The 25,418-nt window shown below is 75.0% G+C and carries 26 protein-coding genes, 4 tRNA genes and 3 pseudogenes; 17 read left to right on the forward strand and 16 right to left on the reverse strand.

The window, feature by feature from the left end; translation table 11 throughout:
* Positions 1-88 precede the first annotated feature (88 nt).
* From thpR to G7075_RS09580, 3 genes are all read left to right on the forward strand, one after another.
* Complete coding sequence (thpR, locus tag G7075_RS09575; protein ID WP_205860674.1) at positions 89-466, forward strand: RNA 2',3'-cyclic phosphodiesterase; 378 nt, start codon at positions 89-91, stop codon at positions 464-466.
* The gene (locus G7075_RS20280) at positions 463-642 is read left to right on the forward strand and encodes a hypothetical protein (protein ID WP_205860675.1); all 180 of its coding nucleotides are present in this window, start codon (positions 463-465) and stop codon (positions 640-642) included. Before thpR ends, G7075_RS20280 begins: the two co-directional genes overlap by 4 nt.
* Positions 643-690: 48 nt before the next feature.
* A tRNA-Arg gene (locus tag G7075_RS09580) sits at positions 691-764 on the forward strand.
* A gap of 248 nt (positions 765-1,012) precedes the next feature.
* Here G7075_RS09580 and G7075_RS09585 read toward each other — a convergent pair.
* Both G7075_RS09585 and G7075_RS09590 read right to left on the reverse strand, forming a co-directional pair.
* Complete coding sequence (locus tag G7075_RS09585) at positions 1,013-2,227, reverse strand: M20 family metallopeptidase (RefSeq protein WP_166121357.1); 1,215 nt, start codon at positions 2,225-2,227, stop codon at positions 1,013-1,015.
* Positions 2,228-2,292: 65 nt separating this feature from the next.
* A complete protein-coding gene (locus G7075_RS09590) occupies positions 2,293-3,453 on the reverse strand; it encodes a PrsW family intramembrane metalloprotease (RefSeq protein WP_166121359.1) in 1,161 nt (386 codons plus the stop codon).
* Positions 3,454-3,514: 61 nt separating this feature from the next.
* On the opposite strand from G7075_RS09590, the gene orn reads away from it, so the two are divergent.
* The 6 genes and pseudogenes from orn to G7075_RS21120 all read left to right on the forward strand — a co-directional run bounded on the left by orn (position 3,515) and on the right by G7075_RS21120 (position 6,324).
* Positions 3,515-4,207 (forward strand): oligoribonuclease, encoded by a 693-nt coding sequence (gene orn / locus G7075_RS09595; RefSeq protein WP_371814225.1) that lies wholly within the window; start codon positions 3,515-3,517, stop codon positions 4,205-4,207.
* Between the two features lie 66 nt (positions 4,208-4,273).
* Positions 4,274-4,349: transfer RNA gene (locus G7075_RS09600), tRNA-His, on the forward strand.
* 61 nt (positions 4,350-4,410) lie between these two features.
* Positions 4,411-5,082, forward strand: a complete 672-nt coding sequence (locus G7075_RS09605) for a copper resistance CopC family protein (protein ID WP_166121363.1) — start codon at positions 4,411-4,413, stop codon at positions 5,080-5,082.
* Between the two features lie 47 nt (positions 5,083-5,129).
* Positions 5,130-5,205: transfer RNA gene (locus tag G7075_RS09610), tRNA-Lys, on the forward strand.
* Between the two features lie 70 nt (positions 5,206-5,275).
* Positions 5,276-5,653 (forward strand): annotated as a pseudogene (locus tag G7075_RS22720) (glycosyltransferase family 2 protein); the annotation flags it as partial.
* A gap of 122 nt (positions 5,654-5,775) precedes the next feature.
* Entirely contained in the window at positions 5,776-6,324 is a 549-nt protein-coding gene (locus G7075_RS21120) for a glycosyltransferase family 2 protein (protein WP_166121364.1), read from the forward strand.
* Here the strand turns inward: G7075_RS21120 and G7075_RS09625 are convergent.
* The 6 genes and pseudogenes from G7075_RS09625 to G7075_RS09650 form a co-directional block, all read right to left on the reverse strand.
* Positions 6,315-6,610: pseudogene (locus G7075_RS09625) on the reverse strand (co-chaperone GroES). The gene G7075_RS21120 and the pseudogene G7075_RS09625 overlap by 10 nt on opposite strands.
* A gap of 40 nt (positions 6,611-6,650) precedes the next feature.
* Entirely contained in the window at positions 6,651-6,914 is a 264-nt protein-coding gene (locus tag G7075_RS09630; protein WP_166121366.1) for a DUF3618 domain-containing protein, read from the reverse strand.
* Between the two features lie 2 nt (positions 6,915-6,916).
* A complete protein-coding gene (bcp, locus tag G7075_RS09635) occupies positions 6,917-7,396 on the reverse strand; it encodes a thioredoxin-dependent thiol peroxidase (RefSeq protein WP_166121368.1) in 480 nt (159 codons plus the stop codon).
* Positions 7,397-7,536: 140 nt separating this feature from the next.
* Complete coding sequence (locus tag G7075_RS09640; RefSeq protein WP_166121370.1) at positions 7,537-8,217, reverse strand: snapalysin family zinc-dependent metalloprotease; 681 nt, start codon at positions 8,215-8,217, stop codon at positions 7,537-7,539.
* A 239-nt stretch (positions 8,218-8,456) separates the two neighbouring features.
* Positions 8,457-8,538 (reverse strand) — tRNA-Leu (locus tag G7075_RS09645).
* A gap of 7 nt (positions 8,539-8,545) precedes the next feature.
* The gene (locus G7075_RS09650) at positions 8,546-9,826 is read right to left on the reverse strand and encodes a glycosyltransferase family 4 protein (RefSeq protein ID WP_166121372.1); all 1,281 of its coding nucleotides are present in this window, start codon (positions 9,824-9,826) and stop codon (positions 8,546-8,548) included.
* 44 nt (positions 9,827-9,870) lie between these two features.
* Between G7075_RS09650 and G7075_RS09655 the strand changes: the two genes are divergently transcribed.
* Entirely contained in the window at positions 9,871-10,950 is a 1,080-nt protein-coding gene (locus tag G7075_RS09655; protein ID WP_166121374.1) for a glycosyltransferase, read from the forward strand.
* Between the two features lie 186 nt (positions 10,951-11,136).
* On the opposite strand, the gene G7075_RS09660 is transcribed toward G7075_RS09655, so the two are convergent.
* From G7075_RS09660 to rph, 6 genes are all read right to left on the reverse strand, one after another.
* Positions 11,137-11,784 carry a WbqC family protein gene (locus G7075_RS09660; RefSeq protein ID WP_166121376.1) on the reverse strand — a complete coding sequence of 216 codons (648 nt, stop codon included), beginning with the start codon at positions 11,782-11,784 and terminating at the stop codon, positions 11,137-11,139.
* Positions 11,785-11,789: 5 nt separating this feature from the next.
* Complete coding sequence (locus G7075_RS09665; RefSeq protein ID WP_166121377.1) at positions 11,790-12,410, reverse strand: PIG-L deacetylase family protein; 621 nt, start codon at positions 12,408-12,410, stop codon at positions 11,790-11,792.
* A gap of 87 nt (positions 12,411-12,497) precedes the next feature.
* The gene (locus tag G7075_RS09670; protein WP_166121379.1) at positions 12,498-13,319 is read right to left on the reverse strand and encodes a class I SAM-dependent methyltransferase; all 822 of its coding nucleotides are present in this window, start codon (positions 13,317-13,319) and stop codon (positions 12,498-12,500) included.
* A gap of 87 nt (positions 13,320-13,406) precedes the next feature.
* On the reverse strand, positions 13,407-14,276 hold the full coding sequence (locus tag G7075_RS09675; RefSeq protein ID WP_166121381.1) for a glycosyltransferase family 2 protein: 870 nt from the start codon (positions 14,274-14,276) through the stop codon (positions 13,407-13,409).
* A gap of 5 nt (positions 14,277-14,281) precedes the next feature.
* Positions 14,282-14,929: an RdgB/HAM1 family non-canonical purine NTP pyrophosphatase gene (rdgB, locus tag G7075_RS09680; RefSeq protein ID WP_166121383.1), complete on the reverse strand. Its 648-nt coding sequence runs from the start codon at positions 14,927-14,929 to the stop codon at positions 14,282-14,284.
* A complete protein-coding gene (rph, locus tag G7075_RS09685; RefSeq protein ID WP_166121385.1) occupies positions 14,926-15,672 on the reverse strand; it encodes a ribonuclease PH in 747 nt (248 codons plus the stop codon). Before rph ends, rdgB begins: the two co-directional genes overlap by 4 nt.
* Positions 15,673-15,696: 24 nt before the next feature.
* Between rph and G7075_RS09690 the strand changes: the two genes are divergently transcribed.
* Positions 15,697-16,782: a glycosyltransferase gene (locus G7075_RS09690; protein ID WP_166121387.1), complete on the forward strand. Its 1,086-nt coding sequence runs from the start codon at positions 15,697-15,699 to the stop codon at positions 16,780-16,782.
* A gap of 27 nt (positions 16,783-16,809) precedes the next feature.
* On the opposite strand, the gene G7075_RS22725 is transcribed toward G7075_RS09690, so the two are convergent.
* Positions 16,810-18,087 (reverse strand): MBL fold metallo-hydrolase, encoded by a 1,278-nt coding sequence (locus G7075_RS22725; RefSeq protein ID WP_166121389.1) that lies wholly within the window; start codon positions 18,085-18,087, stop codon positions 16,810-16,812.
* Complete coding sequence (gene murI, locus G7075_RS09700) at positions 18,084-18,911, reverse strand: glutamate racemase (protein ID WP_166121391.1); 828 nt, start codon at positions 18,909-18,911, stop codon at positions 18,084-18,086. Before murI ends, G7075_RS22725 begins: the two co-directional genes overlap by 4 nt.
* A gap of 119 nt (positions 18,912-19,030) precedes the next feature.
* Between murI and G7075_RS09705 the strand changes: the two genes are divergently transcribed.
* From G7075_RS09705 to G7075_RS09735, 6 genes and pseudogenes are all read left to right on the forward strand, one after another.
* Entirely contained in the window at positions 19,031-20,854 is a 1,824-nt protein-coding gene (locus G7075_RS09705; RefSeq protein ID WP_166121393.1) for an ABC transporter ATP-binding protein, read from the forward strand.
* Positions 20,844-21,761: a glycosyltransferase family 2 protein gene (locus G7075_RS09710; protein ID WP_166121395.1), complete on the forward strand. Its 918-nt coding sequence runs from the start codon at positions 20,844-20,846 to the stop codon at positions 21,759-21,761. The genes G7075_RS09705 and G7075_RS09710 overlap by 11 nt, the downstream gene beginning before the upstream one ends.
* A complete protein-coding gene (locus G7075_RS22240) occupies positions 21,758-22,303 on the forward strand; it encodes a DapH/DapD/GlmU-related protein (protein WP_205860676.1) in 546 nt (181 codons plus the stop codon). The genes G7075_RS09710 and G7075_RS22240 overlap by 4 nt, the downstream gene beginning before the upstream one ends.
* Positions 22,300-23,363: pseudogene (locus G7075_RS09725) on the forward strand (NAD-dependent epimerase/dehydratase family protein). Before G7075_RS22240 ends, G7075_RS09725 begins: the two are co-directional and overlap by 4 nt.
* Positions 23,360-24,370, forward strand: coding sequence for a glycosyltransferase (locus G7075_RS09730; protein WP_166121402.1), 1,011 nt, complete (start codon positions 23,360-23,362; stop codon positions 24,368-24,370). Before G7075_RS09725 ends, G7075_RS09730 begins: the two are co-directional and overlap by 4 nt.
* On the forward strand, positions 24,358-25,413 hold the full coding sequence (locus G7075_RS09735) for an RNA-binding protein (protein WP_166121404.1): 1,056 nt from the start codon (positions 24,358-24,360) through the stop codon (positions 25,411-25,413). The genes G7075_RS09730 and G7075_RS09735 overlap by 13 nt, the downstream gene beginning before the upstream one ends.
* The last annotated feature ends 5 nt before the right edge of the window (positions 25,414-25,418 follow it).

The following is a 25,418-nucleotide window of genomic DNA, read 5'->3' on the forward strand; positions in this document are numbered from 1 at the left end:
CATCTCGGTCCGCACCCACGGGCAAAGCCTAACGACCACACCGTGTCCCGCCCGCCATTCCACGATGCCCGGGCCGATGATGTCGTCCGTGAGGGTCTTCGTCGCGGTCCAGCCACCCCCGGAGGTCGCCCTGCACCTCGAGGAGTTCCTCGAGCCGCGCCGCGACGTCGAGGGCCCCCGGTGGTCCTCCCCGTCGGGCTGGCACGTGACGCTGGCCTTCGCCGGCGCGGTGCGCGAGCGGGTGCTCGAGCCGCTGGTCGACCGTGTGGCGTCGGTGGCGCGGGGCCGGTCGCCGCTGCGGCTCGAGGTGGCCGGGGGCGGGTGCTTCCCGGACGTCTCGCGCGCCAAGGTGCTGTGGGCCGGGGTGTCCGACGGTGGGGTGCTGGCGCCGCTCGCGGGGCGGTGCGCTCGGCGGTGGCCGTGGTCGGTGGGGCGCCGGACGGCGGGCCGTTCGTGCCGCACGTGACGCTCGGACGGTTCGGGCGGGCGGTCGACGCGACGCGCTGGGTGCGGGTGCTCGAGACGTACCGGGGCCCGTCGTGGGTGGCCCCGGAGGTCGTGGTGGTCCAGTCGCACCTGCCGCGCGAGCGCGGTCACCGGCCACGGCACGAGGTGCTGGCGCGCTGCCCGCTCGGCGGCTGACGGCGTCGACGCGTCCCTAGACTGTGCGGCGGCGCCTCCGGGTGCCGGGCCCCCGTAGCTCAGCCGGATAGAGCAAGAGCCTTCTAATCTCGAGGTCGCAGGTTCGAGTCCTGCCGGGGGCACGAACGTCCATGCGCGAAGCGCATCGACGTCGCGCCCCCGGCAGGACGACGGGAGGTGGAGGCGGCACCGAGGAACGAGGTGGCGCCGACACCGGATCCTGCCGGGGGCACGCGCAGCCAGGTCGTTCGAGGTATCCGGCCACCGGATCCGGACGGCGGCATACCTCGACCCACCACGCCGCCCCACGGTTCGAGGTGAAACCGCACCCCCCGACGGCCCGACATCACCTCGAACCAGCAGGTCGGCGTCAGTCGCCGGCGAGCGTCCTCGAGCGCCGCAGGGCCAGCTCGGCGAGCGCACCGGCCACGTCGGGCACGACCGAGTCGTCGAACGCCGCGCGCGGCGAGTGGTTGTCCTCGGCGAGCGTGTGGTCCTCGAGGGCGCACGCCGAGACGTTGAGGTAGGCGCCCGGGACCTCCTCGAGCACGAAGGCCATGTCCTCGGACCCGGCCTCGGGGTTGTCCATGTCGGCCCAGTGCTCGGCCCCGAACAGGTCGTGCACGACGTCGCGCGCGAAGGCGAACTCGGCCTCGTCGTTGACGGTCACCGGGTAGCCGTTGCCGATGGTCACCTCGGCGGTCAGCCCGTGCGCGGCCGCGATGCCCTGCGCCACCTCCGTGACGACCCGGTGCGCCAGCTCGCGGTGCTCGCGCGAGAAGGTCCGCAGGGTCGCGTCGATGACCGCCTCGTCCGGGATGATGTTGTCCTTGGTCCCCGCCGCGATCTTCCCGACCGTGAGCACCACCGGGTCCCAGACGCTGAAGCGCCGGGTCACCGCGGTGTGGAAGGCCAGGACGACCTCGCACGCCACCGGCACCGGGTCCTTGGCCCGCTCGGGCGCCGACCCGTGGCCGCCCACCCCGCGCACGACGACGTGCACCTCGTCGGCGGCGGCCATCAGCGGCCCCGGCCGCCCGAACCACGTGCCGCGCGGGTGGTCGGCCGAGTAGACGTGCACCGCGTAGGCCGCGTCGACCCGTCGCCCGGCCGCCTCGAGCAGCCCGTCGCGGATCATCGGCTCGGCGCCGCCCGGCCCCTCCTCGGCGGGCTGGAACATCAGCACGACGTCGCCGACGAGCTCGTCGCGCAGCTCGTCCAGCACCCGCGCCGCCCCGACGAGTCCGGCGACGTGCAGGTCGTGACCGCAAGCGTGCATCAGCCCCGTTCTCTCCGAGCGGTACTCGACGTCGACCTCCTCGGTGACCGGCAGCCCGTCCATGTCGCCGCGCAGCAGGACGACCGGCCGCTCGCCGTCGTGCGGGGCCCGCCCGCGCAGGACCGCCACGACCGACGACAGCCCCTCCCCCGTGTGCACCTCGAGGTCGAGGCTCTCGAGCGCGGCGAGGACGGTGGCCTGGGTGTCGGGCAGGTGCAGCCCGAGCTCGGGGGCGCGGTGCAGGCGGCGGCGCAGCTCGACGAGCTCCGGGCCGATGCGGTGGGCGGCGGCGAGGGCGTCGGACACGGTTCTCCTCGGGGGTCGGGGGACGGCAATGGGAACAGGACGAACGGGCGGCGGATGACGTGCGCTCAGCCGGCGCGCATCCCGACGAACTCGGTGCGCCGGGCGGCGAGGACCGCGAGCAGCTCGCGTTCCTGGTCGAGCGCGGCGGGGTCGGCGGCGTCGTGGTGCATCCGGCGGCGCAGGAGGGCGACCTCGCTCGCGGCGTCCTGGAAGGCCCGCATCGCCGCGAGCCCGCGGGGGCCGGCGTTGGCCCGGGCCCAGACCCGGGCCTCGCGGCGTCGGGCCATCGACGAGAGCATCGAGACCTCCCCGCGCGAGAGCCAGCCGGCGTCGACGTAGGGCCGCAGGAACTGGCCGATGAGCCGTCCCTCCCGGCTGCGGGCCCAGGCGACGAACCCGAGGAAGGCGAGGAAGACCGGCACCTCGACGAGCAGGTAGACGGTGACCAGGCCGGAGCCGCCCGAGACCGCTGCGAGGTTCCACAGGGAGTGGGCGAGGACGGCGAGCAGGTAGCCCACGACCGGCGCCACGAGGCGCGGCAGCCAGGTGCGGCTCGTCGCCGCGACGCCCACCCCGACCCCGGTGAGCACGGTGAACATCGGGTGCGCGAACGGCGAGAGCAGGCAACGCATGACGAACGTCGCGGTGAGCGACTCCCCGCCGCCGTCGGTGTAGGCCTGCGCGAGGTACTGGATGTTCTCGGTGAAGGCGAAGCCCGCTGCGCAGATCCCCGCGTAGACCATGCCGTCGGTCACCCCGTCGAACTCGCGGCGCAGGAACCACCAGACGAGCAGCACGAGCACGCCCTTGAGCGCCTCCTCGACGAACGGCGCGACGAGGACGGCGGTCGTGGAGAGGGCGGCGTCGGGGTCGGTGGCGCCCTGGAGCACGACGACCGCACCGGTGTTGAAGACGGCGGCCACCAGCGTGGCGACGAGCGCGCCCCAGAGGAAGGCGACGACGAGGTAGCGCGTCGGCTCGGACTCGTAGCGGTCGAGCCACAGGAAGGTCGGGATGACGATGCCGAGCGGGACGGCGGCGACGACGAGCGACAGCAGCACCGTCTGCACCCCGAAGGTCGCCCCGAGGTAGGCCGAGACGACGAGGGCGGCGAGGAGGAACCCGACCCCGCCGACGCCCACGACCACCCACGAGCGGATGGCCGACCGGCTCGTGCGGGCCACCCGCAGCGTCCCCGGCGCCACCGCCTGCAGGTCCCCGCTCATGGCCCGCACCCTAGCCGGACCGGACCGTTCACCGCCCGGCCCGACCCCGAGGCGCCCTAGCATGGCCCGCATGTCCACCCCGAGCGACCGAGCACACACCGACCGCATCGTCTGGATCGACTGCGAGATGACCGGTCTCTCGCTCGAGGCCGACGCCCTGGTCGAGGTCGCCGCGCTCGTCACCGACTTCGAGCTGACCGTGCTCGGCGAGGGCGTCGACGTCGTCGTCCGCCCGCCCGACGAGGCGCTCGAGCAGATGAACGACTTCGTCCGCGGGATGCACACGACGTCCGGCCTCCTCGACGAGCTCGCCGGCGGCACGACCCTCGAGGAGGCCCAGGCGCGGGTCCTCGAGTACGTCCGCGAGTGGGTGCCCGAGCCCGGTAAGGCGCCGCTCGGCGGCAACACGGTCGCCACCGACCGGGCCTTCCTCGCGCGCGACATGGCCGAGCTCGAGGCGCACCTGCACTACCGGATCATCGACGTCTCCTCCATCAAGGAGCTCTCCCGCCGCTGGTTCCCCCGCGCCTACTTCGCGGCCCCGACCAAGACGGGCGGGCACCGGGCGCTCGCCGACATCCGCGAGTCCATCGCCGAGCTGCGCTACTACCGGGGCGCCGTCTTCGTCGACCCGCCGGGCCGCTCCAGCGACGACCTCAAGGCCCTCGCGGCCCGTCACGTCGTCGACCACGCGACCCCCGAGGGCGGTTCCGCGGCGCCCGGACCGGAGGCGGTCGAGAGCACCTCCTCGTAGCGGGTAGGATGATCCGCGCTGCGGGCGCACGCCATCCGATCCGTCGGATGACCGGCGCCCGTCGTGGTGGGTGTAGCTCAGCTGGTAGAGCATCGCGTTGTGGTCGCGAGGGCCGCGGGTTCAAGTCCCGTCACTCACCCCAGGTCGAGAGGCCCCCCGACCCGCTCCGGCGGGACGGGGGGCCTTTTGCGAGGATGGAGCGCATGTTCAACCGCAAGGTCTCGGCCGCCGTCACCCTGCTCCTCGTCGCGCTCGTCACCCTGGCCCTCGTGGCCTCGGCCCTGCCGGTCTTCGCCGGGCAGGCCTCGGCCCTGCCCCTGCACGCGAGGCTCGTCGCGACCACCCCGAAGGACGGCGCCACCGTCCCGACGGTGCAGGAGGTGCGGATGACCTTCAGCGAGGACGTCAACGAGCAGTTCCTCCGGGTCGAGGTCACCGGCCCGGACGGCGACGAGGTCGACGGCAAGCCCACGGTCGACGGCGCCACCGTCACCCAGCCGCTGCTCGCCGACCTGCCTCGGGGCGAGCACGAGGTGACCTTCCGCGTCGTCAGCGTCGACGGCCACCCCGTGTCCGGGAAGGTCACCTTCACGACGACGACCGCCCCGGCGAGCGCCACCCCCACCCCTTCGGACACCGCCAGCGCCTCCCCGACGCCGAGCGCCACGGCGACTCCCACCCCGTCCCCGACCCCGGGCTCGGCGGCCGCTGCGACGAGCGCCGACGAGGACTCCACCCCGTGGGCGGCGATCGTCATCGGCCTCGTCATCGGCGTCCTCCTCGGGGCCGTCGTCGTGCGTCTCGTCCTCGCCCGCGCGGCCCGCCGCGGGAGCTCCACCGGCGGGCCCACGGGCGCACCCACCGACCGGCCCTGACGCCGATTTCGCACCGACGGCGGGCGGCTGATAATGTCTCCGCTCGCGCGCCATTAGCTCAATTGGCAGAGCAGCTGACTCTTAATCAGCGGGTTCGGGGTTCGAGTCCCTGATGGCGCACCACCGCTCACCGAGCACGAGGCTCCCCGCACCACGGGGAGCCTCACCCGTATCCGGACCTCCCGGAGGACGCATGGAGCACCGCGACGCCGCACCGGCCGCCTCCGTCGTCGTGCCCACCCACCGCGGCGCCCACCGCCTGCCGTTGCTCCTCGACGCGCTCGGGGCCCAGCAGGTCGACGAGCCGTGGGAGGTCGTCGTCGTCGTCGACGGCCCCGACGCCGCCACCGACGCCGTCCTCGCGATCGCCCCGCGCCACCTCCCCCTCGTCGTCGTGCACCGCCCGGCCTCCACGGGCGTGGCGGCCGCCCTGAACACGGGCACGGAGGCGGCGCGCGGGCGGGTCGTCATCCGCTGCGACGACGACCTCACCCCCGCCCCGGACATGGTCGCGCGGCACCTGGCCCACCATGCCGGCGACGAGCGGGTCGGGGTCATCGGCCCGACGCGCGACGTCCTGCCCGACTCCCGCTACGCGCGGGCGTACGGGCGCGCGGCCACCCAGCGGGCGGTCACCGCGGTGCTGGCCGCCCCGAGCCCGAGCGTTGGAGGCACTGGGCGGCGCACACGTCGGTGCGTCGCGACGTCCTCGAGGAGGCGGGCGGCTACGACCCCGCGTTCTCCTACCGCGAGGACTCCGAGCTCGGGCTGCGGCTGGCCCGCGACGGCGTGCGGATGGTCGTCGACCCCGCCCTCGTCCTGCCCCACCGCGGTGCACCGGCCGACGCCCGCACGCGTGTCGCGCGGGCCTGGGTCAGCGGCGCCTCCGAGGTCCTCTTCGCCCAGCGCCACCCCGACGTCGCGCCGCCCGCCGTACCGGCTCCCTCCGGCGCGGCGGCGCAGGCGTGGGAGGCGGCGACGGGGGCGCTGGCCGCCCTCATGCCCTCGCACGCGGCCGCCCGGCGGGTGGGGTCGGCCGTCGACCGCCTGCTCCGGGTCCTGCCGCTGGGCGCGGCCGGCCGGGTCGTCTCGCTGGCCGTCGAGGCCGCGGCGCGCGCCGGCCGCCGACACGGCCGCCCCGAGCAGCGGGCCTACCGCAGCCAGAAGGACGCCGAGCTCGAGGGCGAGGCCCGTCGGGCAGCCGCACGGGACGCCGCACGGGACGCCGGGCGTCAGAGGTAGAGCCCGGTGCTCCCCTCGTCGACGCGTTCGGCGGCGACGGCGTGGATGTCCTTCTCGCGCAACAGGACGTAGTCCTTGACGCCGATCTCGACCTCGGCGCGGTCCTCGGGGTCGAAGAGCACGCGGTCGCCCGCCTCGACCTGCCGGACGTTCGGGCCCGTGGCGACGACCGCGCCCCACGACAGGCGCCGGCCGACGCTGGCCGTCGCGGGGATGACGATGCCCCGCCCGAGCGGCGCTCGCCGGCCTCGCCCTCGAGGCTCACGAGCACGCGGTCGTGGAGCATCCGGATGGGCAGCCTGGACCGGCTGCGCGAGGGGGACACCTCAGCGGCGACGCAGGGCGCGGTAGGCGACGACCCCGCCGACGACCGCGACGACCGCGACGACGGCCGCGAGGCGCTCGACGCGCAGCTCGCCCTCGGGCGTCTGGGCGACGTCGGCGAAGCGGGCCCGGGCGGCCTCGGTCTGCCGGCGGAAGATGGCCTTCGGGGTGGCCTTGCCGACGAGCTCGTCGACGGTGCGGGCCAGCCGCTCGCGCCGGGCGACGACCTCGGCCTCGAGGGAGGCGATGGAGGTGTTCTGGCTCATCGTCACGCCCCCTCGTCGAGCCCCAGGTCACGGCGCAGCTTGGCGACGTGCCCGGTGGCCTTGACGTTGTACCAGGCGTGCGTGACCGTGCCCTGCTCGTCGAGGACGACCGTGCTGCGGATGACGCCCTGCACGGTCTTGCCGTAGAGCTTCTTCTCGCCGAAGGCGCCCCAGGCGTCCATCACGGAGCGGTCGGCGTCGGACAGCAGCGGGACGCTCAGGTGCTCCTTCTCGCGGAAGCGGGCGAGCTTCTCGGGCTTGTCGGGCGAGATGCCGAGCACGGTGTAGCCCTGGCCGGACAGGGAGTCGAGGGACTCGCTGAAGTCGCAGGCCTGCTTCGTGCAGCCGGGGGTCATCGCCGCCGGGTAGAAGTAGACGATGACCTTGCGACCGCGCAGGTCGCTCAGGGTCACGTCCGTCCCGGTGTCGTCGGGAAGGGTGAAGTCGGGGGCGGCGTCGCCGGCCTCGAGCCTCGCGCTCATCTGCTGCTCTCCTGACGTCGGTCGGGGCGTCCTCGTCCGTGCCAACCTACCGCCATCGTCCGTCGGTGGGGTGCGGGTGGCTCCCCCGGACGTGACGGGGCGCCCGCGGCGACGGGTGTCGCGGCGGGCGCCCGGGGTGCTCAGCGGGTCGAGAACGCGGCGGCGTCGAGCGACGGAGCCGCGAAGCCACCCCCGAAGACGGCGTCGACCTCGGCGCTCTCCTGCGCGTCGGGGTACGGGTTGGTGCACGAGGGGCCGGGGCCACCACCGGACATCAGCTCGCTGCAGGGGCCGGAGTAGTTGTCGGGCAGGCCGAGGACGTGCCCGGTCTCGTGGGCGGTGACGCGCAGGCTGTCGTACTGCTGGTTCTGGGCGTAGTCGAGGAACACCGAGCCGCTGCCCGCGCCGTAGACCTGGGCGTAGGAACCGCGCGGGTCGTTGCCCTCGCTGTAGGTGAGCGAGGCACCGCCGCCGGTCGTCCGCACGAGCTGGACGTTGGAGACCGAGGAGTTCCAGATCTGCGCGGACTGCGAGATCTCGGTCTGGAAGGACGGGGCCCCGCTCGCCGAGTAGTACACGGTGTAGGCCGCGAGCCTCTGGGTGATGCCCTTGCGCTCGGCGTTCTCGCGCTTCTCCAGCGCCTTGTCGACGATGGCCTGGAGGCGCGCGTTCTGCGCGGCCTCGCCGCTGTTCGGGGTGTAGCCGGACGTCCCGCTGGTCGAGGGCGCCGGGGCGGGCGCGGCGTCGGCGACGGCGAGGGGGCCGACGGCGAGGGCCGCGGTCGCGGCGAGGGCGCCGAGGACGGAGGTGCGGTGCTTCACGGTGTCTCCTTGGAGAGGTCGACTGCACCGGCGCGCGGCCGGTGCCGGACAGGGCCGCTGCACGGCCCTGTCTCCACCGTCATCACGGACCCGCGCTGCGGCGCAACGCGTCCTGACCGACTTGACCGAGTCTTTGACGGGTCCGTGACAGGTGCGTCAGGTCCCTTGACCGGGGCCGGGCGTGTTCCGTGGGTGTTCTTGACCCGCAGTGCGCGCAGTGCGCGAGGCCGGACCCGCAGTGCGCGAGGCGGGACTCGAACCCGCACACCCGAAGGCACCAGAACCTAAATCTGGCGCGTCTACCAGTTCCGCCACTCGCGCGCGGGGCTCACTGTAACGGCGCGCGGCCGCCCGCCGCCGCGCCGTGGGCGGCGTCCACCGCGGCCCGGAACGCCGCCTGCGAGTACGCCGCGACCGTCCGGTCCTGCACCACCGCCGCGCGGGCGAGCGCCTCGCGCGGGGCGTCGAGGACCCCGACGACGGCCGCGGCGAAGGCGTCCGGGTCGGCGGTGAGGCCGGCGAACCAGTCCGGTGCGCCGATGCCCTCCGCGCCGACCGGGGTCGACACGACGGGCACGCCGTGCACGAGCGCCTCCACGGTCTTGAACTTCACCCCGGCGCCGGTGTGGACGGGCACCACGCAGCAGGAGGCGGCGGCGTACTCGGCGTCGAGGTCGGTGACGAAGCCGGCGAGGGTGACGTCGGGGCGCGCGGCGACGGCCTCGGCCAGCGCGGCTCCGGCTCCGGCCCCGACGAGGCGCAACCGGGCACCGGGGACCCGCTCGGTCACAAGCGGCCAGACCCGCTCGAGCAGCCAGCGCGTGCCGTCGTCGTTCTCGGGCCGGGCGAGGTGTCCGACGAGGAGGACGACGGGCTGGCGGGGGTCCGCCTGGGTGGCCGGGTCGGCCGGGTCTCCCTCGACGGGCAGGGCGAGCGGGTGGCGGACGACGACGTCCGGGGCGAGCGGCGGCGGGACCACGTGCGCCGTCGCCGGGGAGCCGAGCAGCCGGGCGTCCTTGTCGCTGAACACGACCACGGCGTCGAGGCCGCGGACGGCCCGCCGCTCGTGGGCGCGGGCCCGGGCCGCCCGGGCCCGCCAGGCGAGCCGGCCGAGCCCGGTGGTCGACGGCTCGCGCGCGAAGAGCTGGGACTGCACGTCGTGGAAGGTCGCGACGACCCGCGCGTCCGGGGCCAGCCGCCGCACCAGCCGCACGAGGCGGGCCTGCTCGGACCACTGGAGGTCGACGACGTCGGCGGCGCGCACGGCCCGGGCGGCGGGCCCGTCGGTGAGCAAGTCGGCGACGAGCGCCAGCGGCGGCAGCCCCGGGTCTACGGGGCGCCACCAGCGCTCCCCCAGCGCGACGAGGCGCCCGAGCACGCGGTCGCGGGGCGTGCGGCCGGGCGCTCCGCCGACGAGCAGGAGGTCGGCCGGGGCGCCGGGGCGGCCGGCGGCGTCGCGGCTCGCCGGCGTCGAGGCGGCGACGACGGTGACCGGGCCCTGCTCGTCGAGGTGGCCGAGCAACCGGCCGAGGTAGCGGCCACCCGCGTGCGGCACGTCGTCGAAGGGCACCGCACCGGTGAGCACGACGACGCGACGGGACGGGGGCACGCGTCATTCATACCGGGCCACGACCCGATGGGTACGGTGGACGCGTGATCCGTGTCATGGCGCCGGACCTGCCGACGCCGTCCGGCGGCATCAAGGTCATCTACAACTACGTCGAGCACCTCGTCGCGCTCGGCCACGACGCGCGGGTCTGGCACGGTACGCCCGGCTTCGCCTACCCCGGCTGGGGCAGCACGGCGCCGGTGGACACGGGGCTCGCGCTGCCGTTCGCCGCCGGCGACGTGCTCGTGATGCCCGAGACGGGCGGCGGCCGGTGGGCCGGCCTCAACCCCGGCGTGCCGACCGTGATGCTCTGCCAGGGGATGGACTTCGTCTTCGCCGACGCCGACTTCCTGCGTGACGTGCCGGGCGACTACCCGGGCTGGCCACAGGCCACCTGCGCGCTCGGGGTGTCCGACGCGATCGTCACCTTCCTCCAGCACGCCTGCCCGCCCGGCTTCCCGGTGCACGCCGTGCCGGTCGAGATCGAGCAGTGGTTCGTGCCGCTGGAGAAGGAGCGCCGGCTGGCCCTCATGCCCCGGCGACGGCGTGAGGACCTCATCGGGGCGGTGCAGCTGCTGCGGCGCTCGGGGCGGCTCGACGGCTGGGAGATCGTGCTCGTCGACGGGATGACCCAGGCGCAGGTCGCCGAGGAGCTGGGGCGGGCGGCGATCTTCCTCTTCGGCGCCGAGCGCGAGGGCTTCGGGCTGCCGGGGGCCGAGGCGATGGCCGCCGGCTGCTACGTCGTGGGGTTCACCGGCGACGGGGCCAAGGAGTACCTGACGCCCGACGTGGCGTCCGTCGTCCTCGACTCCGACGTCGTGGGGATGGCCGAGGCGACGCTCGCCGCGATGGACGCGTTCGACCACGACCGGTCCTCGTTGCAGGCGCGGGTCGAGCTCGGGCGCTCGCGGGTGCTGGAGCGGCACTCGTCCGCGGCGGTGCGCGAGGCGTTGGGGCGGGCGTTCGAGGTGATCACGGCTCCGGGGTCGCCGTCGCTGGTCGACGGGCCGACGACGGTGGCGCACTACATGTCGCGGGGCCCACGGTACGGGCGGGCGGGGGCGGCCTACGTCGGGGCCCGCCGCCTGGCCGGCGCGGCGCGACGCCGGTTGGGGCGCGGCTGACGCCTGCTCAGCGCCGGGAGCAGGTGGTGAGCAGCCGGGATCCTGTCGCCCCGTCCGGGATCCCGGTCACCCGGGGAGGGATCCCGGTCCCCCGGCGAGGGATACCTCCCGTTCGGGGAGGGATTGCGGTCGCGGCGACTGCATCCCGGGAACCACACCCCTCCTGGTGCGCCCGGTGACCCGCCGTCAGGCGGGGGCGTGCCGGCGGAGCACGACCTCCAGGGGGTCGTCGTGGTCGACGAGCACCGTGACGATGGAGTCGCCGGTCGTCTTCTCGTGGTCGGACCAGCGCAGCTCGATGCCGAGCTCGGCGAACCGGCGCTCCCCCTCGTCGCGGATGTAGTCCCGCGCACCGGTGCCCGAAAGGTAGGAGGTCGCCCCGACCTCCTGCAGCACCTCGAGCACCCGCTCGAGCCCCGCCTCCCGCGGCGGGTCGGTGACGACCAGCTCGGTGTCGATGCCGAGCATCTGCTGCACCCCGCGGATCAGCTCGATGTTGATCTCGGCGAGGTTGTGGCTCTGCACCGACCGCACGAGGTCGACCACCTCGAGCCCCCGCGTCCGCCAGTGCCTCGCGTTGCGGTACCGACCCTCCATCGAGGCGACGAGGTGGTCCTGCCACCCCGGCTTCACCTCGACGGTGTTGATCGGCACGAGGTGCGGCTTCCCGACGAGCGGCAGGGTCACCCACGAGTCGCGCATCGTCACGCGCCGCTGCACCCAGTGCTTCTGGAGCTGGTCGTGGACGGCGAGGACGAACCGGTCGGTGTTGGCCATCTTGAACCAGAAGCCGCTCCAGGGCAGCAGGTCCGGCTGGTGGATCGCGACCCGCACCGCCGTCACCGTCGCACCTGGCGCACGAGGGCGTACTGCTCCGCGTAGGCCATCAGCCGCACCAGCCCGGCCGCCGCCGCGAGCTGCTTGACCGAGTTGATCGGGTGGATCTCGGTGGGGATCTCGGACTGGTACGCGGTGCAGGCCAGCGCCTTCTTCGTCACCTGCTCCTCGGTGAGGTCCTCGAAGACGTTCCACCGCAGGTCCGACGGGTAGAGGTTCACGTCGTAGGCGGCGATGTCGTAGACCAGCACGCTCGGCGGGAACCAGTGGTCGGCCGACATCGAGACCCGCGAGGAGCGCATCCCCGCCTCGTAGACCGCGATGTGGTCCTGGTGCAGCGACGGGAACGGCAGGTACAGCTCGTCCGGCCGCACCTCCCCCATCACCGCGTCGAGCGCACCGACCAGCTCGGTCATGTGCTGCCCCGTGACGCCGTCCTCGAAGCCGAGGTTGCGCGTGTCGGTGACGCCGAGGACGCCCATCGCCCGCTCGTGCTCGGCCGCGCGCACGGGCCCGCTGTCGGTGACGGTGACGACGACGCACTCGTCGGGGTACTTGGCCATCAGGCCACCGCAGCCCATCGACTCGTCGTCCATGTGCGGGGCCACCACGAGCCGTCTCACACGCATCCCTTCGCCGACCGGTCCGTGAGCACCGTCATCCTCGCACCGATGCCCCGTGAGCGCCGGGAGGTCGGGCGCCACCGCCGCTCAGCGCTGGTCGCGAGTCCCGCCCGTCCGGAGGCCGGCGCGCTCCCCCATCCGACGGACGAGGGGCCAGACCACCGGCGGCACGAACCGCCGTGCCGGATGGTCCGGCGGAAGCGTGCCCGACACGGGGCTGCCGATCCGAACCAGGCTGTCGCCGTTGACGACCTGCCGCTCCAGCACCCACGTCGTCCCCGTGGCCCACTCCTCGACGGCCGCCTGCCATCGGCTGCCGTCGCCCCAGGTCGCGTACATCTTGTGCGGAGAGACCGCGAACGGGCGAAGACCGCTGGTCAGCACGGCCTGCCAGGCCGCTGCGGCAACGCCGGGGGTGTGCTCCTCGCGGAAGTCGTCCAGGACGAGGATCCCGTCCGGTGCCAGCAGGAGTCGCGCGGCGTCGATGTCCGCGACGACGTGCGCGTGCAGGTGCGAGGCGTCGACGTGCACGAACCGGTGAGTGCCGTGTCGGGCGTGGTCGACGATGCTCTCGCTGAGGCCCTGGACGACGACGGGCAGCGCGCTGTGGACGCGCCGGTAGTTCGCCTCGAACGCAGCCCTGGTCAAGCCCGCGTAGGAGGCGTCGTTCTCGCCCTGGTTCTGCTCGTCCGGGGCCCCGGCCTCGAACAGGTCGACGACCGTGAGCACCTCCCCGTCCCCGAGCGATGCCCCGAGCAGGACGGCTGACTTGCCGTAGAACACGCCCAGCTCCGCGAGGTCACCGGGGAGGTGGGTGGCCGTCGCCGCGAGCAGGGTCCGGAACAGGTCGACATCGGGAGGCCAGAAGGCCCCCTCGATGGTGTCGAGCAGCTCGTCGGGGATATCCATCTCGTTGGCCTCCGCGCTCGGGTCCCGGGCGTGCACATCGTGGCACGCCCGGTCCCGGAGGGAGCGGGCGACCCGCGGCACGTCGGATCAGGGCGCGCGGACCCGCCGGGCCGTGGCCTCAGCGAGCTTGCCGGCCTCGAAAGCCAGCAGGGACATCCATCGCCGACGCTCGGGGGAGGGCCCACGCCACGGAAAGCGAGCGACGAGCAGGGCCTCGTGGTGGAGCCGTCGGCGCAGTGACAGGGTGCGAACTCCCTCCGGGTGGAACCGCTCGTACAGGGCGACGACGCCCCGTCCGGAGTTCCGTTGCTGTCGGAGGACGCCGCGCAGGTCGGTGCGAATCCGGTAGTGGTGCAGCGCGTCGGGAACGTAGGCCGCGGCGTAGCCCTGAAGCCGTGCACGCCAAGCGAAGTCGATCTCCTCGGCCCCGGGCGGGTAGCCCTCGTCGTAGCCGCCGACCGCGTCGAAGACCTCGCGCCGGAAGCCGGTGTTGCAACCGATGGGGTAGGCGACACCCCAGATCTCGAGAAGGCCGTCCGAGCGCGTCGGCACCGGCACCCACGCGGCCGACCGCCCGGACAGGGTCTCGGTCTCGAACGCACCTCCGACGAAGGCGTGCTCGTCGAGTGCGGACGACAGCGCGCGCACCCAGTCGCGGTCGACGACGTCGTCGGCGTCGCAGATGAGCAGCCGGTCGCTGGCGGCGGCGCGGATCCCCTCGTTGCGCGCGACGGACACACCGCGGGCCCGTGAGGCGTCGACCCGCCGCAGCAGCGGCAGCCGCTCGCGCCACTCGTCGAGGACGGCGGCCAGCCCGTCGGTGGACCCGTTGTCGGCGACGACCACCTCGAACGGCTCGGTCATCGTCTGGTCGGCCAGGGCCGCGAGCTGCTCACCGATCGTCGCCGCCCCGTTGTACGTGGGGATGACGACCGAGCAGACCGGCGTCCCGCTCACCGGCGTCAGACCTGGGGGTCCGAGCCGAGCAGCGAGCGCAGCACCGGCTCCAGGGCACGGAAGGCGTTGCCGCGGTGGGAGATCGCGTTCTTCTCGGTGTCCGTGTACTCGGCGAGCGTGCGGGTGTCGCCGGTCGGGTGGAACACCGGGTCGTAGCCGAACCCGTTGGTCCCCCGCGGCGCGCGACCCAGGACGCCCTCGACCCGGCCCTCGACGCCCTCGACCCGCCCGTCCGGCATCGCGACGACGGCCGCGCAGACGAAGGCAGCGGCCCGGTGCTCGTCCGGCACGTCGGCTACCTGCTCGAGCAGCAGGCCGAGGTTCGCCCGGTCGACGTCCGCCCGCGCGGCGCCGGACCCGGCGTGCGAACCCGACCAGCGCGCCGAGAACACCCCCGGCGACCCGCCGAGCACCTCGACGGCCAGCCCCGAGTCGTCGGCGACCGACGGCAGCCCCGTCGCCTCGGCGAGCGCGACGGCCTTGAGCCGGGCGTTGCCGAGGAAGGTGACCTCGGTCTCGGGGACGTCGGGCCCGTCGACCTCCGCGGCGGACACGATCTCGAGGTCGAGCTCGTCGACCAGCCCGGCGAGGATCTGGCGCAGCTCGTGGACCTTGTGCTCGTTGCGGGTCGCGAGCACCACCCGGCGGCTCACTGCACGCGCTCCCGGGCGGGGGCCTCGAGGGCGGCGGCCTGCGCGCGGGTCAGCTCGGCGCAGCCGGTCGTCGCGAGGTCGAGGAGGCGGCCGAGCAGCTCGCGGTCGAAGGGCACGCCCTCGGCAGTGCCCTGCACCTCGACGAAGCGGCCGTCGCCGGTCATCACGACGTTCATGTCGGTCTCGGCGGTGGAGTCCTCGGGGTAGTCGAGGTCGAGCACGGGCTCGCCCTTGACGACCCCCACGCTGACCGCCGCGATCGACCCGGTGAGCGGCTCGGCACCGGGCTTGACCAGCCCACGGGCCGTGGCGTCGGCGACGGCGTCGACCAGCGCCACGTAGGCCCCGGTGATGGCGGCCGTGCGGGTGCCGCCGTCGGCCTGGAGCACGTCGCAGTCGAGGACGATCGTGTTCTCGCCGAGCGCGGAGGTGTCGATGACCGCGCGCAGGCTGCGGCCGACGAGCCGGCTGATCTCGTGGGTGCGGCCGCCGACCTTGCCCCGGCGCGACTCGCGGTCGCTGCGGGTGTTCGTCGAGCGCGGCAGCATCTCGTACTCGGCCGTGACCCAGCCGGTGCCGCGGCCCTTGAGCCAGCGCGGCACGCCCTCGGTGAACGAGGCGGCGCACAGCACACGGGTGCGCCCGAACTCGACGAGGACGCTGCCCTCGGCGTGGTCGAGCCAGTTGCGGGTGATCCGCACGTCGCGGAGCTGGTCGGCGGTGCGTCCGTCGTGTCGCGTCATGGGCGTCAGGCTAACCTCACGACGATGACCGCCCGCACCCGCACGCTGCTCCTCACCGAGCACCCGCTCGGTGCGTGGCGTGCCCGGTTCGAGCGCGGCGAGGTGCCCTCGGCCCTCCCCTACGGCGTCGACGTCCTCGCCTCGCGCGGCCACGAGCTCGCCGGACCCCCGCCCCCGGTCACCGGCCCGGCCGCCAAGGTCCGCGACGTCGTCGAGCACCGCAGCGGCATCCCCGTCGAGCGCACGGTGCGCTCCCTCGGGGCGGTCCACCGGGCCGACCTCGTGCTGGCGCTCCTCGAGCGCGAGGGGATGCTGGCCGGCATCGGCCGCGGCCTGCGCGTCCCGCCGTTCCGCTCGACCCCCCTGGTGGTCTGGTCGTGCTGGCTCGCCGACGACGTCCGCACCGCCGACCGCGCGACCCGGGCCCGGCTGGGCCGCCGGATGCGCAGCGCCGACCTCGTCACCCACCTGTCCCGGCACGAGACCGGCACGCTCGTCGACCTCGGCATCCCCGAGGAGCGGCTCTTCCCCGTGACCTACGGTGTCTCGCACCGGTTCTACACACCCGGCGATGGTGAGCGCGACATCGAGCTCCTCGCCGTGGGGCAGGACCGCGGCCGCGACTACGCGACCCTCGTCGAGGCCGTGCGCGGCACCGACCTGACCCTCGACGTCGTCTGCAAGCCGGAGAACCTCGACGGCCTCGACCTGCCGCCGAACGTCCGCGTGCACGGCACCGTCCCGCTCCCCACCTACCGCGAGATGCTGCGGCGCGCGCAGGTCGTCGCCGTGCCGACGCGCGACCTCGCCTACCCCACCGGCTCGTCGGTGGCCCTCGAGGCGGCGTCGTCCGGGTGCGCCGTCGCCGTCACCGGCACCCGGGCCATGCGCGACTACTTCACCGACGACGAGACCGCGGTGCTCGTCCGGGAGGGCGACGTCGACGGCTGGCGCGCCTCCCTCACCGCCCTGCGCGACGACCCGCAGCGCCGGGCCCGGCTCGGTGCCGCCGCCCGCCGCTCGGTCGAGGAGCGGTTCAACGCCGACCACATGTGGACCGAGCTCGACGACGTCGTGCGCGAGCGCGGCATCCTGCCTGCCCGGGACTGACGCCCCGGGACCCGCCTCCCGAGGGGCTCAGGAGTCGGCGTGCTCGGGCGGCCAGACCACCCGGAAGCGCTCGAAGCAGACCTCGAGGTCGTCGGAGAGCCCGATGCCCATGCGCTCGCACTCGCGGCCGAAGAAGCGGCGGTGCTCGGTGAGCCAGTACGCCAGCGACCGGTCGCCCTCCCCCTCGTCCCACGCGAAGCGCTCGTCGACGCTGGAGAGCGGGCCGACCCGCAGCTCGGTGGTGCGCAGCACGACCCGCGGTGCGCCGGAGCCGTCGCAGGCCACCCAGTGCGACCCGACGCGGGGCAGCGCGTCGCCGTCGTGCTCGTAGGACGCGACGAGCCCGGCCGTGGCCCGCTTGGGGCCGTCGGTGATGTAGGCCAGCAGCTCGTCGGCGATCCGGGGCCCGTCGCCGAAGTGGTCGACGTAGACCTCGTCCTCGGACGGCAGGCCGGGGTGGGCCGCGCGGTAGTCGGCCCACATCCGCAGGCCGGCCGCGCGGTCGACGGGGACGCCGAACGCGTTCGGGGTCGGGGGTCCGACCTCGAACACGTCGCCGGCCGAGGCGACCTCGACCGTCCCGGGCCACACGGACGCGGCCTGGGCCCGGCAGAGCTCGCGGTCGTTCCAGGCGGGGACGTGCGTGAGGACCAGCCGCCCGACCCCACCGGCCCGCACCGCGGCGCCGGCCGCCCGCGACCCCGACAGGTGGATGCCGCGCGCGTCGTCCCGCCCGTCGACGAACGCGGAGTCGAGCAGCGCGAGGTCGGCGCCGGCGAGCAGCGGGTCCAGGCCCGGGCAGTCGTCGGTGTCGCCGGTGAAGGCCAGCACCGCGCCGTCGGCCTCGACCCGGTACCCGTACGCCTCGACCGGGTGCTCGACGGCGTACGGCGTGACCCGGAACGGCCCGACCGTGAACGGCTCGGCGTCGGCGACGACCGAGAACGCGAACTCGCCGTCCATCCCCCCGGGCTCGAGGCCGTGGTACATCAGCGAGAGCCGCTCGGCGGTGGGCGCCGGGCCGTGCACGGGCAGCTTCGCCGGCAGCGGCCCCTCGGGGCGGTAGCGCCGCACGACGTAGAGCCCCAGCAGGTCGGCGCAGTGGTCGGGGTGCAGGTGGCTGAGCAGCACGGCGTCGAGCGACGTGGGGTCGACCAGCCGCTGCAGCGGGCCCAGCGCGCCGCTGCCGAGGTCGAGGAGCACCCGCCACGTGCGCCCCTCGTGCTCGGCCTCGACGAGGTAGCAGGACGCGGGCGAGTCGGGGCCCGGGAAGGACCCCGAGCAGCCGACGACGGTGAGCCTCATGCGATCCCCGCCCGGACGACGGTGGGCGGCGAGGTGAAGACCGGGCCGACCGACGAGCCGACCCCGAGGAAGCGGACCGCGAGACGCCGGAACTCGTCGGTGTCGCCCGTGGTCGTGAAGCCGTGCGACGGCGGGGGCAGGTCGTCGGGCCGCAGCAGGTCGGCGTCGGCGAGCACCCGGAAGACGTCCTTGGCGGTCTCCTCGGCCGACGACACGAGCGTGACGTCGTCGCCCATGACGTAGGAGATGACCCCGGTGAGCAGCGGGTAGTGCGTGCAGCCGAGGACGAGGGTGTCGACGCCCCGCTCGCGCAGCGGGTCGAGGTACTCGTGGGCGACGCCGACGAGCTCGGGGCCGCCGGTGACCCCGGCCTCGACGAACTCGACGAAGCGCGGGCACGGGGTGGACACGACGTCGAGGTGCGGCGCCGCGGCGAAGGCGTCGAGGTAGGCGCCGGACTGGTGCGTGCCGCGCGTCGAGATGACCCCGACGCGTCCGGTGCGCGTGGCCGCGGCGGCCCGGCGCACGGCCGGGCGGATGACCTCGACGACGGGCACGTCGTACCGCTCGCGGGCGTCGTGCAGCACGGCCGCGGACGCGGTGTTGCAGGCGATGACGAGGACCTTGACGCCGTGCTCGACGAGCCGGTCGAGGCACTCGAGGGCCAGCTCGCGGGTCTGGGCGATGGGGCGCGGGCCGTACGGCGCGCGGGCGGTGTCGCCGAAGTAGGCCACCGACTCGTGGGGCAGCTGGTCGAGGATCGCCCGCATGACGGTCAGGCCGCCGTAGCCGGAGTCGAACACCCCGATCGGTGAGTCGGTCACCCGACCCAGCGTAGGCGCGGACACCGACGCGGTCTTCACGCAGCACCGGTCGTGCGCGTCACACCGCCCCTACACTGTCGCCACTGGGACCACACCCGCCACACACCGGGAGGATGCGCGTGTTCGGAATCCCCCGCGGGATGTCCGTCCTGTTCTCCCCCGACACCCGGCGACGGCTCGGGCTCGCCGTCGCGGGCTCGGTGCTCACCGCCCTGCTCGAGGTCGTCGGTGTCGCGAGCGTCGTCCCCCTCATGCAGCTGCTCACCGGTGCCGACCCCACCACGGGCCTGCTGGGCCGCTTCTCCGCGCTCTTCGGGAACCCGCCGCCCGACCGGCTGGCGACGATCATCGCCCTCGTCGTCTTCGTGGCCTTCGTCGCCAAGACCGCCGTCGGCCTGGCCTTCCGGTGGTGGATGGTCGGCTTCCTCGCCGTCCAGGAGGCCGACACCGCCCAGTCGCTGCTGCGCCGCTACCTCGCGGCCCCCTACCGGGTCCACCTCGCGCGGCACACGGCCGACCTCAACCGCGTCATGGGCGAGTCGGTCGGGCAGACCTACAGCCTCGTCGTCGCCGGGGCCATCTCGGTCGTCACCGAGCTCGTCTCGGTCGTGGCCCTCGCCGTCGTCCTCCTCGTGATGGACCCCCTGCCGGCGCTCGCCGCGGTGCTGTACTTCGGCGCCGCGGGGCTCCTCTTCCAGCGGCTGGTCAGCGCACGCTCCGAGCGGGTCGGCACGGTCTTCCAGGAGGCCTCGCTCGACATGGCGCTGACCTCCTGGGAGACGATCCAGGGCATCAAGGAGATCCGGGTCCGCCGGGCGTCCGAGGTCTTCCTCGGCCGCTACCGGTCGGCCCGGTTGCGCTACGCCGCCGCCCGGCGCACGAGCAGCTTCCTCACCGACCTGCCGAAGAGCGTCCTCGAGCTGACCTTCATCGGCGGGGTGGCGGTGCTCGTCGCGGTCGCCTTCGCCCAGGGCAACTCCACCACGACCCTGACCACCCTGTCGCTCTTCGTCGCCGCGGGCTTCCGGATGCTGCCGAGCCTCACGCGCATCATGGCCTCGCTCCAGATGGTCCGGATGGGACGGCCGGGGGTCGCCCTCGTCCTCGCCGACCTCACCGACCCCGACCTCCCCGACGTCCCCGGCGACGACCCGGCTGTCACCGAGCGGCTGCCCCTGCGAGAGTCCCTCGTCGTGCGCGACGTGGTGCACCGGTACTCCGACGGCGACGTCAACGTCCTCGACGGCATCGACCTCACCGTGCCGGCCGGCACCTCGGTGGCCCTCGTCGGCACGAGCGGTGCGGGCAAGACGACCCTCGTCGACACCGTCCTCGGGCTGCACACCCCGGTGTCCGGGGCGGTGCTCGCCGACGGCCGCGACATCGCCTCCGACGTCGCCTCGTGGCAGCGCTCGATCGGGCTCGTGCCCCAGGACGTCTTCCTCGTCGACGACACGCTCCGGGCCAACATCGCCCTCGGCGAGCCGGCCGACCTCGTCGACGAGCAGCGCCTCGCGGCCGCCGTGCGCGACGCCCAGCTCGGGCCGCTCGTCGCCGACCTCCCCGAGGGGCTCGCCTCCCGGGTCGGCGAGCGCGGGTCGCGGCTCTCCGGCGGGCAGCGCCAGCGGGTCGGCATCGCGCGGGCGCTCTACCGCGAGCCCGTGCTCCTCGTCCTCGACGAGGCGACGTCGGCCCTCGACAACGAGACCGAGCGCCGCATCACCGAGACGGTGACCGCCCTGCACGGCCGGATGACCGTGCTCGTCGTCGCGCACCGGCTCTCGACCGTGCGGCACTGCGACCAGGTCGTCTTCCTCGAGCGCGGGCGGGTCGCGGCGGCCGGCACCTTCGAGGAGGTCCGGGCGGCGAGCCCCGAGTTCGCCCACCTCGTCCGGCTCGGCTCCCTCGACCCCGTGCCCACCGGGGGCGGACATGACGGCTGAGCCCGACGGGGCCACCGTGCCCGAGGTCGCCGTCGTCGTGCCCCACCACGGCGACCCCGCCCCGACCCTCGAGACCGTGCGGGCGCTGCTGGCGCAGCGGGACGTCGCCCTCGAGGTGGTCGTCGCCGACGACGCCTCCCCCGAGCCCTTCCCCGACGTGCCCGGCGCCGTGGTCGTGCGCCGCGAGCGCAACGGCGGCTTCGGGGCCGCGGTCGGCACCGGGGTCGAGGCCGTCACCGCGCCGCTCCTGCTCGTGCTCAACAGCGACGTGTCGTTCGGCCCGACCTTCGTCGCCGACCTGCTCGCCGCCGCGGCGCCGTGGCAGCCGGCCGTCGTCGGGCCCCTGGTCCTCGACGCCGACGGCACACCGGCACCCACCGCCCGGCACTTCCCCCGGGTGTCGCACCAGGCCGTCGAGTGGCTCACCCCGCTCGCCCGGTTCCGGGGGCGCCGGACCCTGCGCGAGGCCGTCGGCCACGACACGCGGGCCGTCGCCGGTGCCGTGCTGCCCGTCGACTGGGTCGTCGGGGCGGCCATGCTGCTGCCCACCGACGCGTTCCGGGCCGTCGGCGGCTTCGACGAGAGGTACTTCATGAACTCCGAGGAGGTCGACCTCCAGCGCCGGCTGCGGGAGGCCGGCGTGCCGTCGGTCTTCGCCGGCACGGTGTCGCTGACGCACATCGGCGGCGGGTCCTCCGACCCGGGCCTGCGCCGCCGCTGGCTCGTCGAGTCGCGGATGGCCTACGCCGGGCGCTGGGGCGGTCGACGGCGGCTGGCCGCCGCGCTCACCGCCGCCACCGCCGTCAACGCGGTCGCCAACACCGGCCGACGCCTCGCCGGGCGCGACGTGGCTCCGGTCGCCACCGCCCGCGAGGAGCTGCGGCTCATCCACGGAGGATGCCGATGAGCACCGCCCGCCGCCTCGTCGAGGCCCCGCCGTCGCTGCGCTGGCACCTCGCCCGAGCGCGGACCCCCGTCTACCGCAGGGCGTTCGCCGCGTTCGGTGCGGGCACGGTGGTCGTCCGTCCGCGGATCCTGCGCGGCGTCGAGCACATCGCCCTCGGCGCGGGGTGCGCCGTGCACGAGGGGGCGTGGTTGCAGGCCGAGGGGGCCGACGGGTCCATCACGGTCGGCGACCGGGTCTACCTCGGCCACGACGTCCACGTGCACGCCATCGACCCCGTGCGCATCGGCAGCGACGTCGTCCTCGCCGACGGGGTGTTCGTCGCGTCCACCGACCACGGGCGCGGCGACCGCTCGGTCGTGCACGGCACCGGCCCGATCACCATCGGCGACCACGTCTTCGTCGGCCAGCGGGCGGTCGTCCTCGGCGGCGTGAGCATCGGCGACGGCGCCACCGTCGGCGCCGGGGCCGTCGTCACCCGCGACGTCCCCGCCGGGGCCACCGTCGCCGGCGTCCCGGCCAAGGTCGTGGAGGCCACCCGATGACCGTCCTGCTCACCGGCGGCGCCGGGTTCATCGGCCAGCACCTCGCGCGGCGGCTCGTCGGCGCCGGGCACGAGGTGGTCGCCCTCGACCTGCTCCACCCGCAGGTGCACGCCGACCCCGAGGCCGCCGTGGCCGCGTTCCCCGGGCCGGTCGTCGTCGGCGACGTCGCCGACCCCGCCGCCTGGGAGGGGCTGCCCGAGGGCGTCACCTGCGTGGTCCACCTCGCGGCCGAGACCGGCACCGGGCAGTCGATGTACGAGACCGAGCGCTACCACCGGGTCAACGTCGAGGGCACCCGGCTGGCGGCGGAGTTCGCCCGCGCCCGGGGGCCGCCCTCGTGTCGATGAGCTCGCGCGCCGTCTACGGCGAGGGCCGGTACGAGTGCGCCGAGCACGGGACCGTCTTCGGCGAGCGCTGTTGCGCCGCAGCGTCTCCCGTCGCCTCGCACGAGGACGACCCGCACCGCCCGGTGTCGGTGTACGGCGAGACCAAGTCGCTCGCGGAGGACGCCGCCGCCGCCGAGTGCGGCGCCGAGGTGCCGCTCACCGTCTTGCGCCCGCAGAACGTCATCGGCCCCGGCCAGGCGCTGCACAACCCCTACACGGGCGTGCTCGCGGCCTTCCTCGCGATGCTGCGCGAGGAGCGGCCGCTCTCCGTCTACGGCGACGGCCACCAGACGCGCGACTTCGTGCACGTCGCCGACCTCGCCGCGCTGCTGGCCTGGGCCGTCGACCACCCGCCGGAGTCCGGCACCCCGCGTGTCCTCAACTCCGGCACCGGGGTCCGCACCAGCCTGCTCGACCTCGCCGACGCCGCGATCGCCGGCAGCCCGCTGCCCTCACCGGGTGTCACGCACGTCGACGTGCACCGCGCCGGCGACATCGAGCACGCTTGTGCCGACCTGGCGCGGCTGCGTGACGCCGGCGCCCCGGAGCCCACCTGGACCGCGCGCGAGGCCATCGTCGACTTCATCCGCTGGTCGTGGGACAAGCCGGGTGCGGGGGCGGCCGCCTGGGACGACGCGCTCGACGAGCTGGCCCGCCGCGGCCTGACGTCGTGACGGGTCCGTCCCGGGTCCTCGTCCTCAGCCCGGCGTTCCACGGGTACTGGCGCCCCCTCGAGCGGGCCCTGACCGGTCTCGGCCACGGCGTCACGACGGTCCGGTACGACGAGCACCGGGGGCTCGGTCGGGTGGCCGCCAAGCTCGGGCACGACCTGCCCGAGCGGCTCGGCGGAGCGGACTCCCGGCGCCGGGCCCTCCTCGGGGCCCGCGCCCGCGCCGCCGTCACCGGGCACGACCCGGAGGTGCTCCTCGTCGTCAAGGGCGACGCCTTCGACGACGGATTCTGGGAGCTGGTCGAGCAGCGCCGGCAACGCCGGGTCCTCTGGCTCTACGACGAGCTGCGCCGCACCGGCCACACCGAGGTCTCGCTCGGCGCGGCCGGGCCCATCGCCTCGTACAGCCCGCTCGACGTCGCCGCGCTCGGGGCCCGGGGCCTGCGGGCCGCGCACGTCCCCCTCGCGCACGACCCCGACGAGCCGCTCGGCCCGCCGCGGCCCACCGACGAAGTCGTGTTCGTCGGCGCGCGCTACCCGGCTCGCGAGGCCCTGCTCACGGGCCTGGCCGCCCGCGGCGTCCCGGTGCGGGCCCACGGCCGGGACTGGTCCGGTCACCCCGTCGACCGGCTGCGCACGTGGCGGCTGGGCACCCCGCGCGTGGCGGCGGGGCGCGACCTCACCCGCCCGGACGCCTACGCCGCGATGGCCGGGGCCCGGGCGACCCTCAACGTCCACGGCGACCAGGACGGCTTCACGATGCGCACCTTCGAGGCCTGCGGCGTCGGCGCCGTGCAGCTCGTCGACCGCGCCGACGTCTCCCGCTACTACGAGCCCGGCACGGAGGTCGCGGTCTTCGACGGCGTCGAGGAGGCGGCCGAGCTGGCTCGCCGGGCCGCCACCGACCACGCGTGGGCCACGGGTCTGCGCCGGGCCGGGGCCGCCCGCACCCGCGGCGAGCACACCTTCACCCACCGCGCCCGAGCCCTGGAGGCCCTGTGGACGGCCTGACCCACCCCCGCGACCTCGAGGCGTGGCACCGCTGGCAGCTCGGCCGCCAGCCGCTGCGCCGGCGCCTCGGGCAGGTCGCCGGCGTGCTGCGCACGATCGCCCGCCCAGATGCCCGCCCCGGTGCGCTCACCCTGACGCGCGGCGGCCCGGGGCCCGTCCGGCTGCTCGTCTGCCTCGAGACCCGTTCTCCCACGAGCGTGCTCGCCCTCCTCTCGCCGCTGCGCACCCTCCCCGACCTCGCCGGCGTCGCCGTGCTCTCCCCCGAACCCGTCAAGGACCTCCTGCCGCCGTGGGTCTGGACCGAGTCCACGGCCGTGCTCCACGACGACCTGCCCCGGCTGGCGCGCGAGGCGCAGGTCGTCCTGTCGACGGGGCACTACCTGCCGCTCGGCCGCGCCGCCCGCGACGCCGTGGCCGAACCGCACCGCTTCGTCACCGCCCAGCACGGGCTGCTCACCCCGGACGCCCCGCCGCTCGCCGAGGGCACGACGCTCCTCGCCTGGAGCGCGGCCGACGCCGCCTTCTGGGCCTCCGGCCGCCGGGACCTCGCCGAGCCCGTCGTCGTCGGTTCCCAGCTGCTCTGGGAGGCCGGCGAGCCGCCGCTCGCCGAGCCCGACCCTGCGGCCGCACCCGTCTTCCTCGGCCAGCTGCACGGCGCCGAACTGCCCCGCGAGCGGCTCGTCGCCGCCGCCGAGTCGTTCTGCCGCGAGAACGGCGCCGCCTACCGTCCGCACCCCGCGGAGCGCGACCGCGCCTCCCGCGCCGTCCACGCCCGCTTCGAGGCCGAGGGCATCAGCATCGACCGCAGCGGCCGACCCCTGCGCGAGCTCGGCGCCCCCGTCGTCGCCGTCTTCTCGACGGGCGTCCTCGAGGCGGCGGCCGCGGGGCTGCCGGCCCACGTGCACTGCCCCGACGCCCCGCCGTGGCTCACCGCGTTCTGGGACCGCTACGGCCTGACCCGCTGGGGTACCGGACCCACGCCCTCCCCGAACGGCCCGCCCTCGAGCCCTCCCGGGCGGCGGCGGAGGCCATCTCGGGGATGATGGCG

Origin of the sequence: Phycicoccus sp. HDW14 (assembly GCF_011383005.1) — a bacterium.
Classification (GTDB): Bacteria; Actinomycetota; Actinomycetes; order Actinomycetales; family Dermatophilaceae; genus Phycicoccus.

What these genes read in the sequence shown, in the direction of transcription:
- G7075_RS09590 (WP_166121359.1), bottom strand. Translation starts at nt 3,453, where the DNA reads ATGAGCGGGGACCTGCAGGCGGTGGCGCCGGGGACGCTGCGGGTGGCC.
- orn (WP_371814225.1), top strand. Translation starts at nt 3,515, where the DNA reads ATGGCCCGCATGTCCACCCCGAGCGACCGAGCACACACCGACCGCATC.
- G7075_RS09605 (WP_166121363.1), top strand. Translation starts at nt 4,411, where the DNA reads ATGTTCAACCGCAAGGTCTCGGCCGCCGTCACCCTGCTCCTCGTCGCG.
- G7075_RS09630 (WP_166121366.1), bottom strand. Translation starts at nt 6,914, where the DNA reads ATGAGCCAGAACACCTCCATCGCCTCCCTCGAGGCCGAGGTCGTCGCC.
- bcp (WP_166121368.1), bottom strand. Translation starts at nt 7,396, where the DNA reads ATGAGCGCGAGGCTCGAGGCCGGCGACGCCGCCCCCGACTTCACCCTT.
- G7075_RS09670 (WP_166121379.1), bottom strand. Translation starts at nt 13,319, where the DNA reads ATGGATATCCCCGACGAGCTGCTCGACACCATCGAGGGGGCCTTCTGG.
- rph (WP_166121385.1), bottom strand. Translation starts at nt 15,672, where the DNA reads ATGACGCGACACGACGGACGCACCGCCGACCAGCTCCGCGACGTGCGG.
- G7075_RS09690 (WP_166121387.1), top strand. Translation starts at nt 15,697, where the DNA reads ATGACCGCCCGCACCCGCACGCTGCTCCTCACCGAGCACCCGCTCGGT.
- G7075_RS22725 (WP_166121389.1), bottom strand. Translation starts at nt 18,087, where the DNA reads ATGAGGCTCACCGTCGTCGGCTGCTCGGGGTCCTTCCCGGGCCCCGAC.
- G7075_RS09710 (WP_166121395.1), top strand. Translation starts at nt 20,844, where the DNA reads ATGACGGCTGAGCCCGACGGGGCCACCGTGCCCGAGGTCGCCGTCGTC.
- G7075_RS22240 (WP_205860676.1), top strand. Translation starts at nt 21,758, where the DNA reads ATGAGCACCGCCCGCCGCCTCGTCGAGGCCCCGCCGTCGCTGCGCTGG.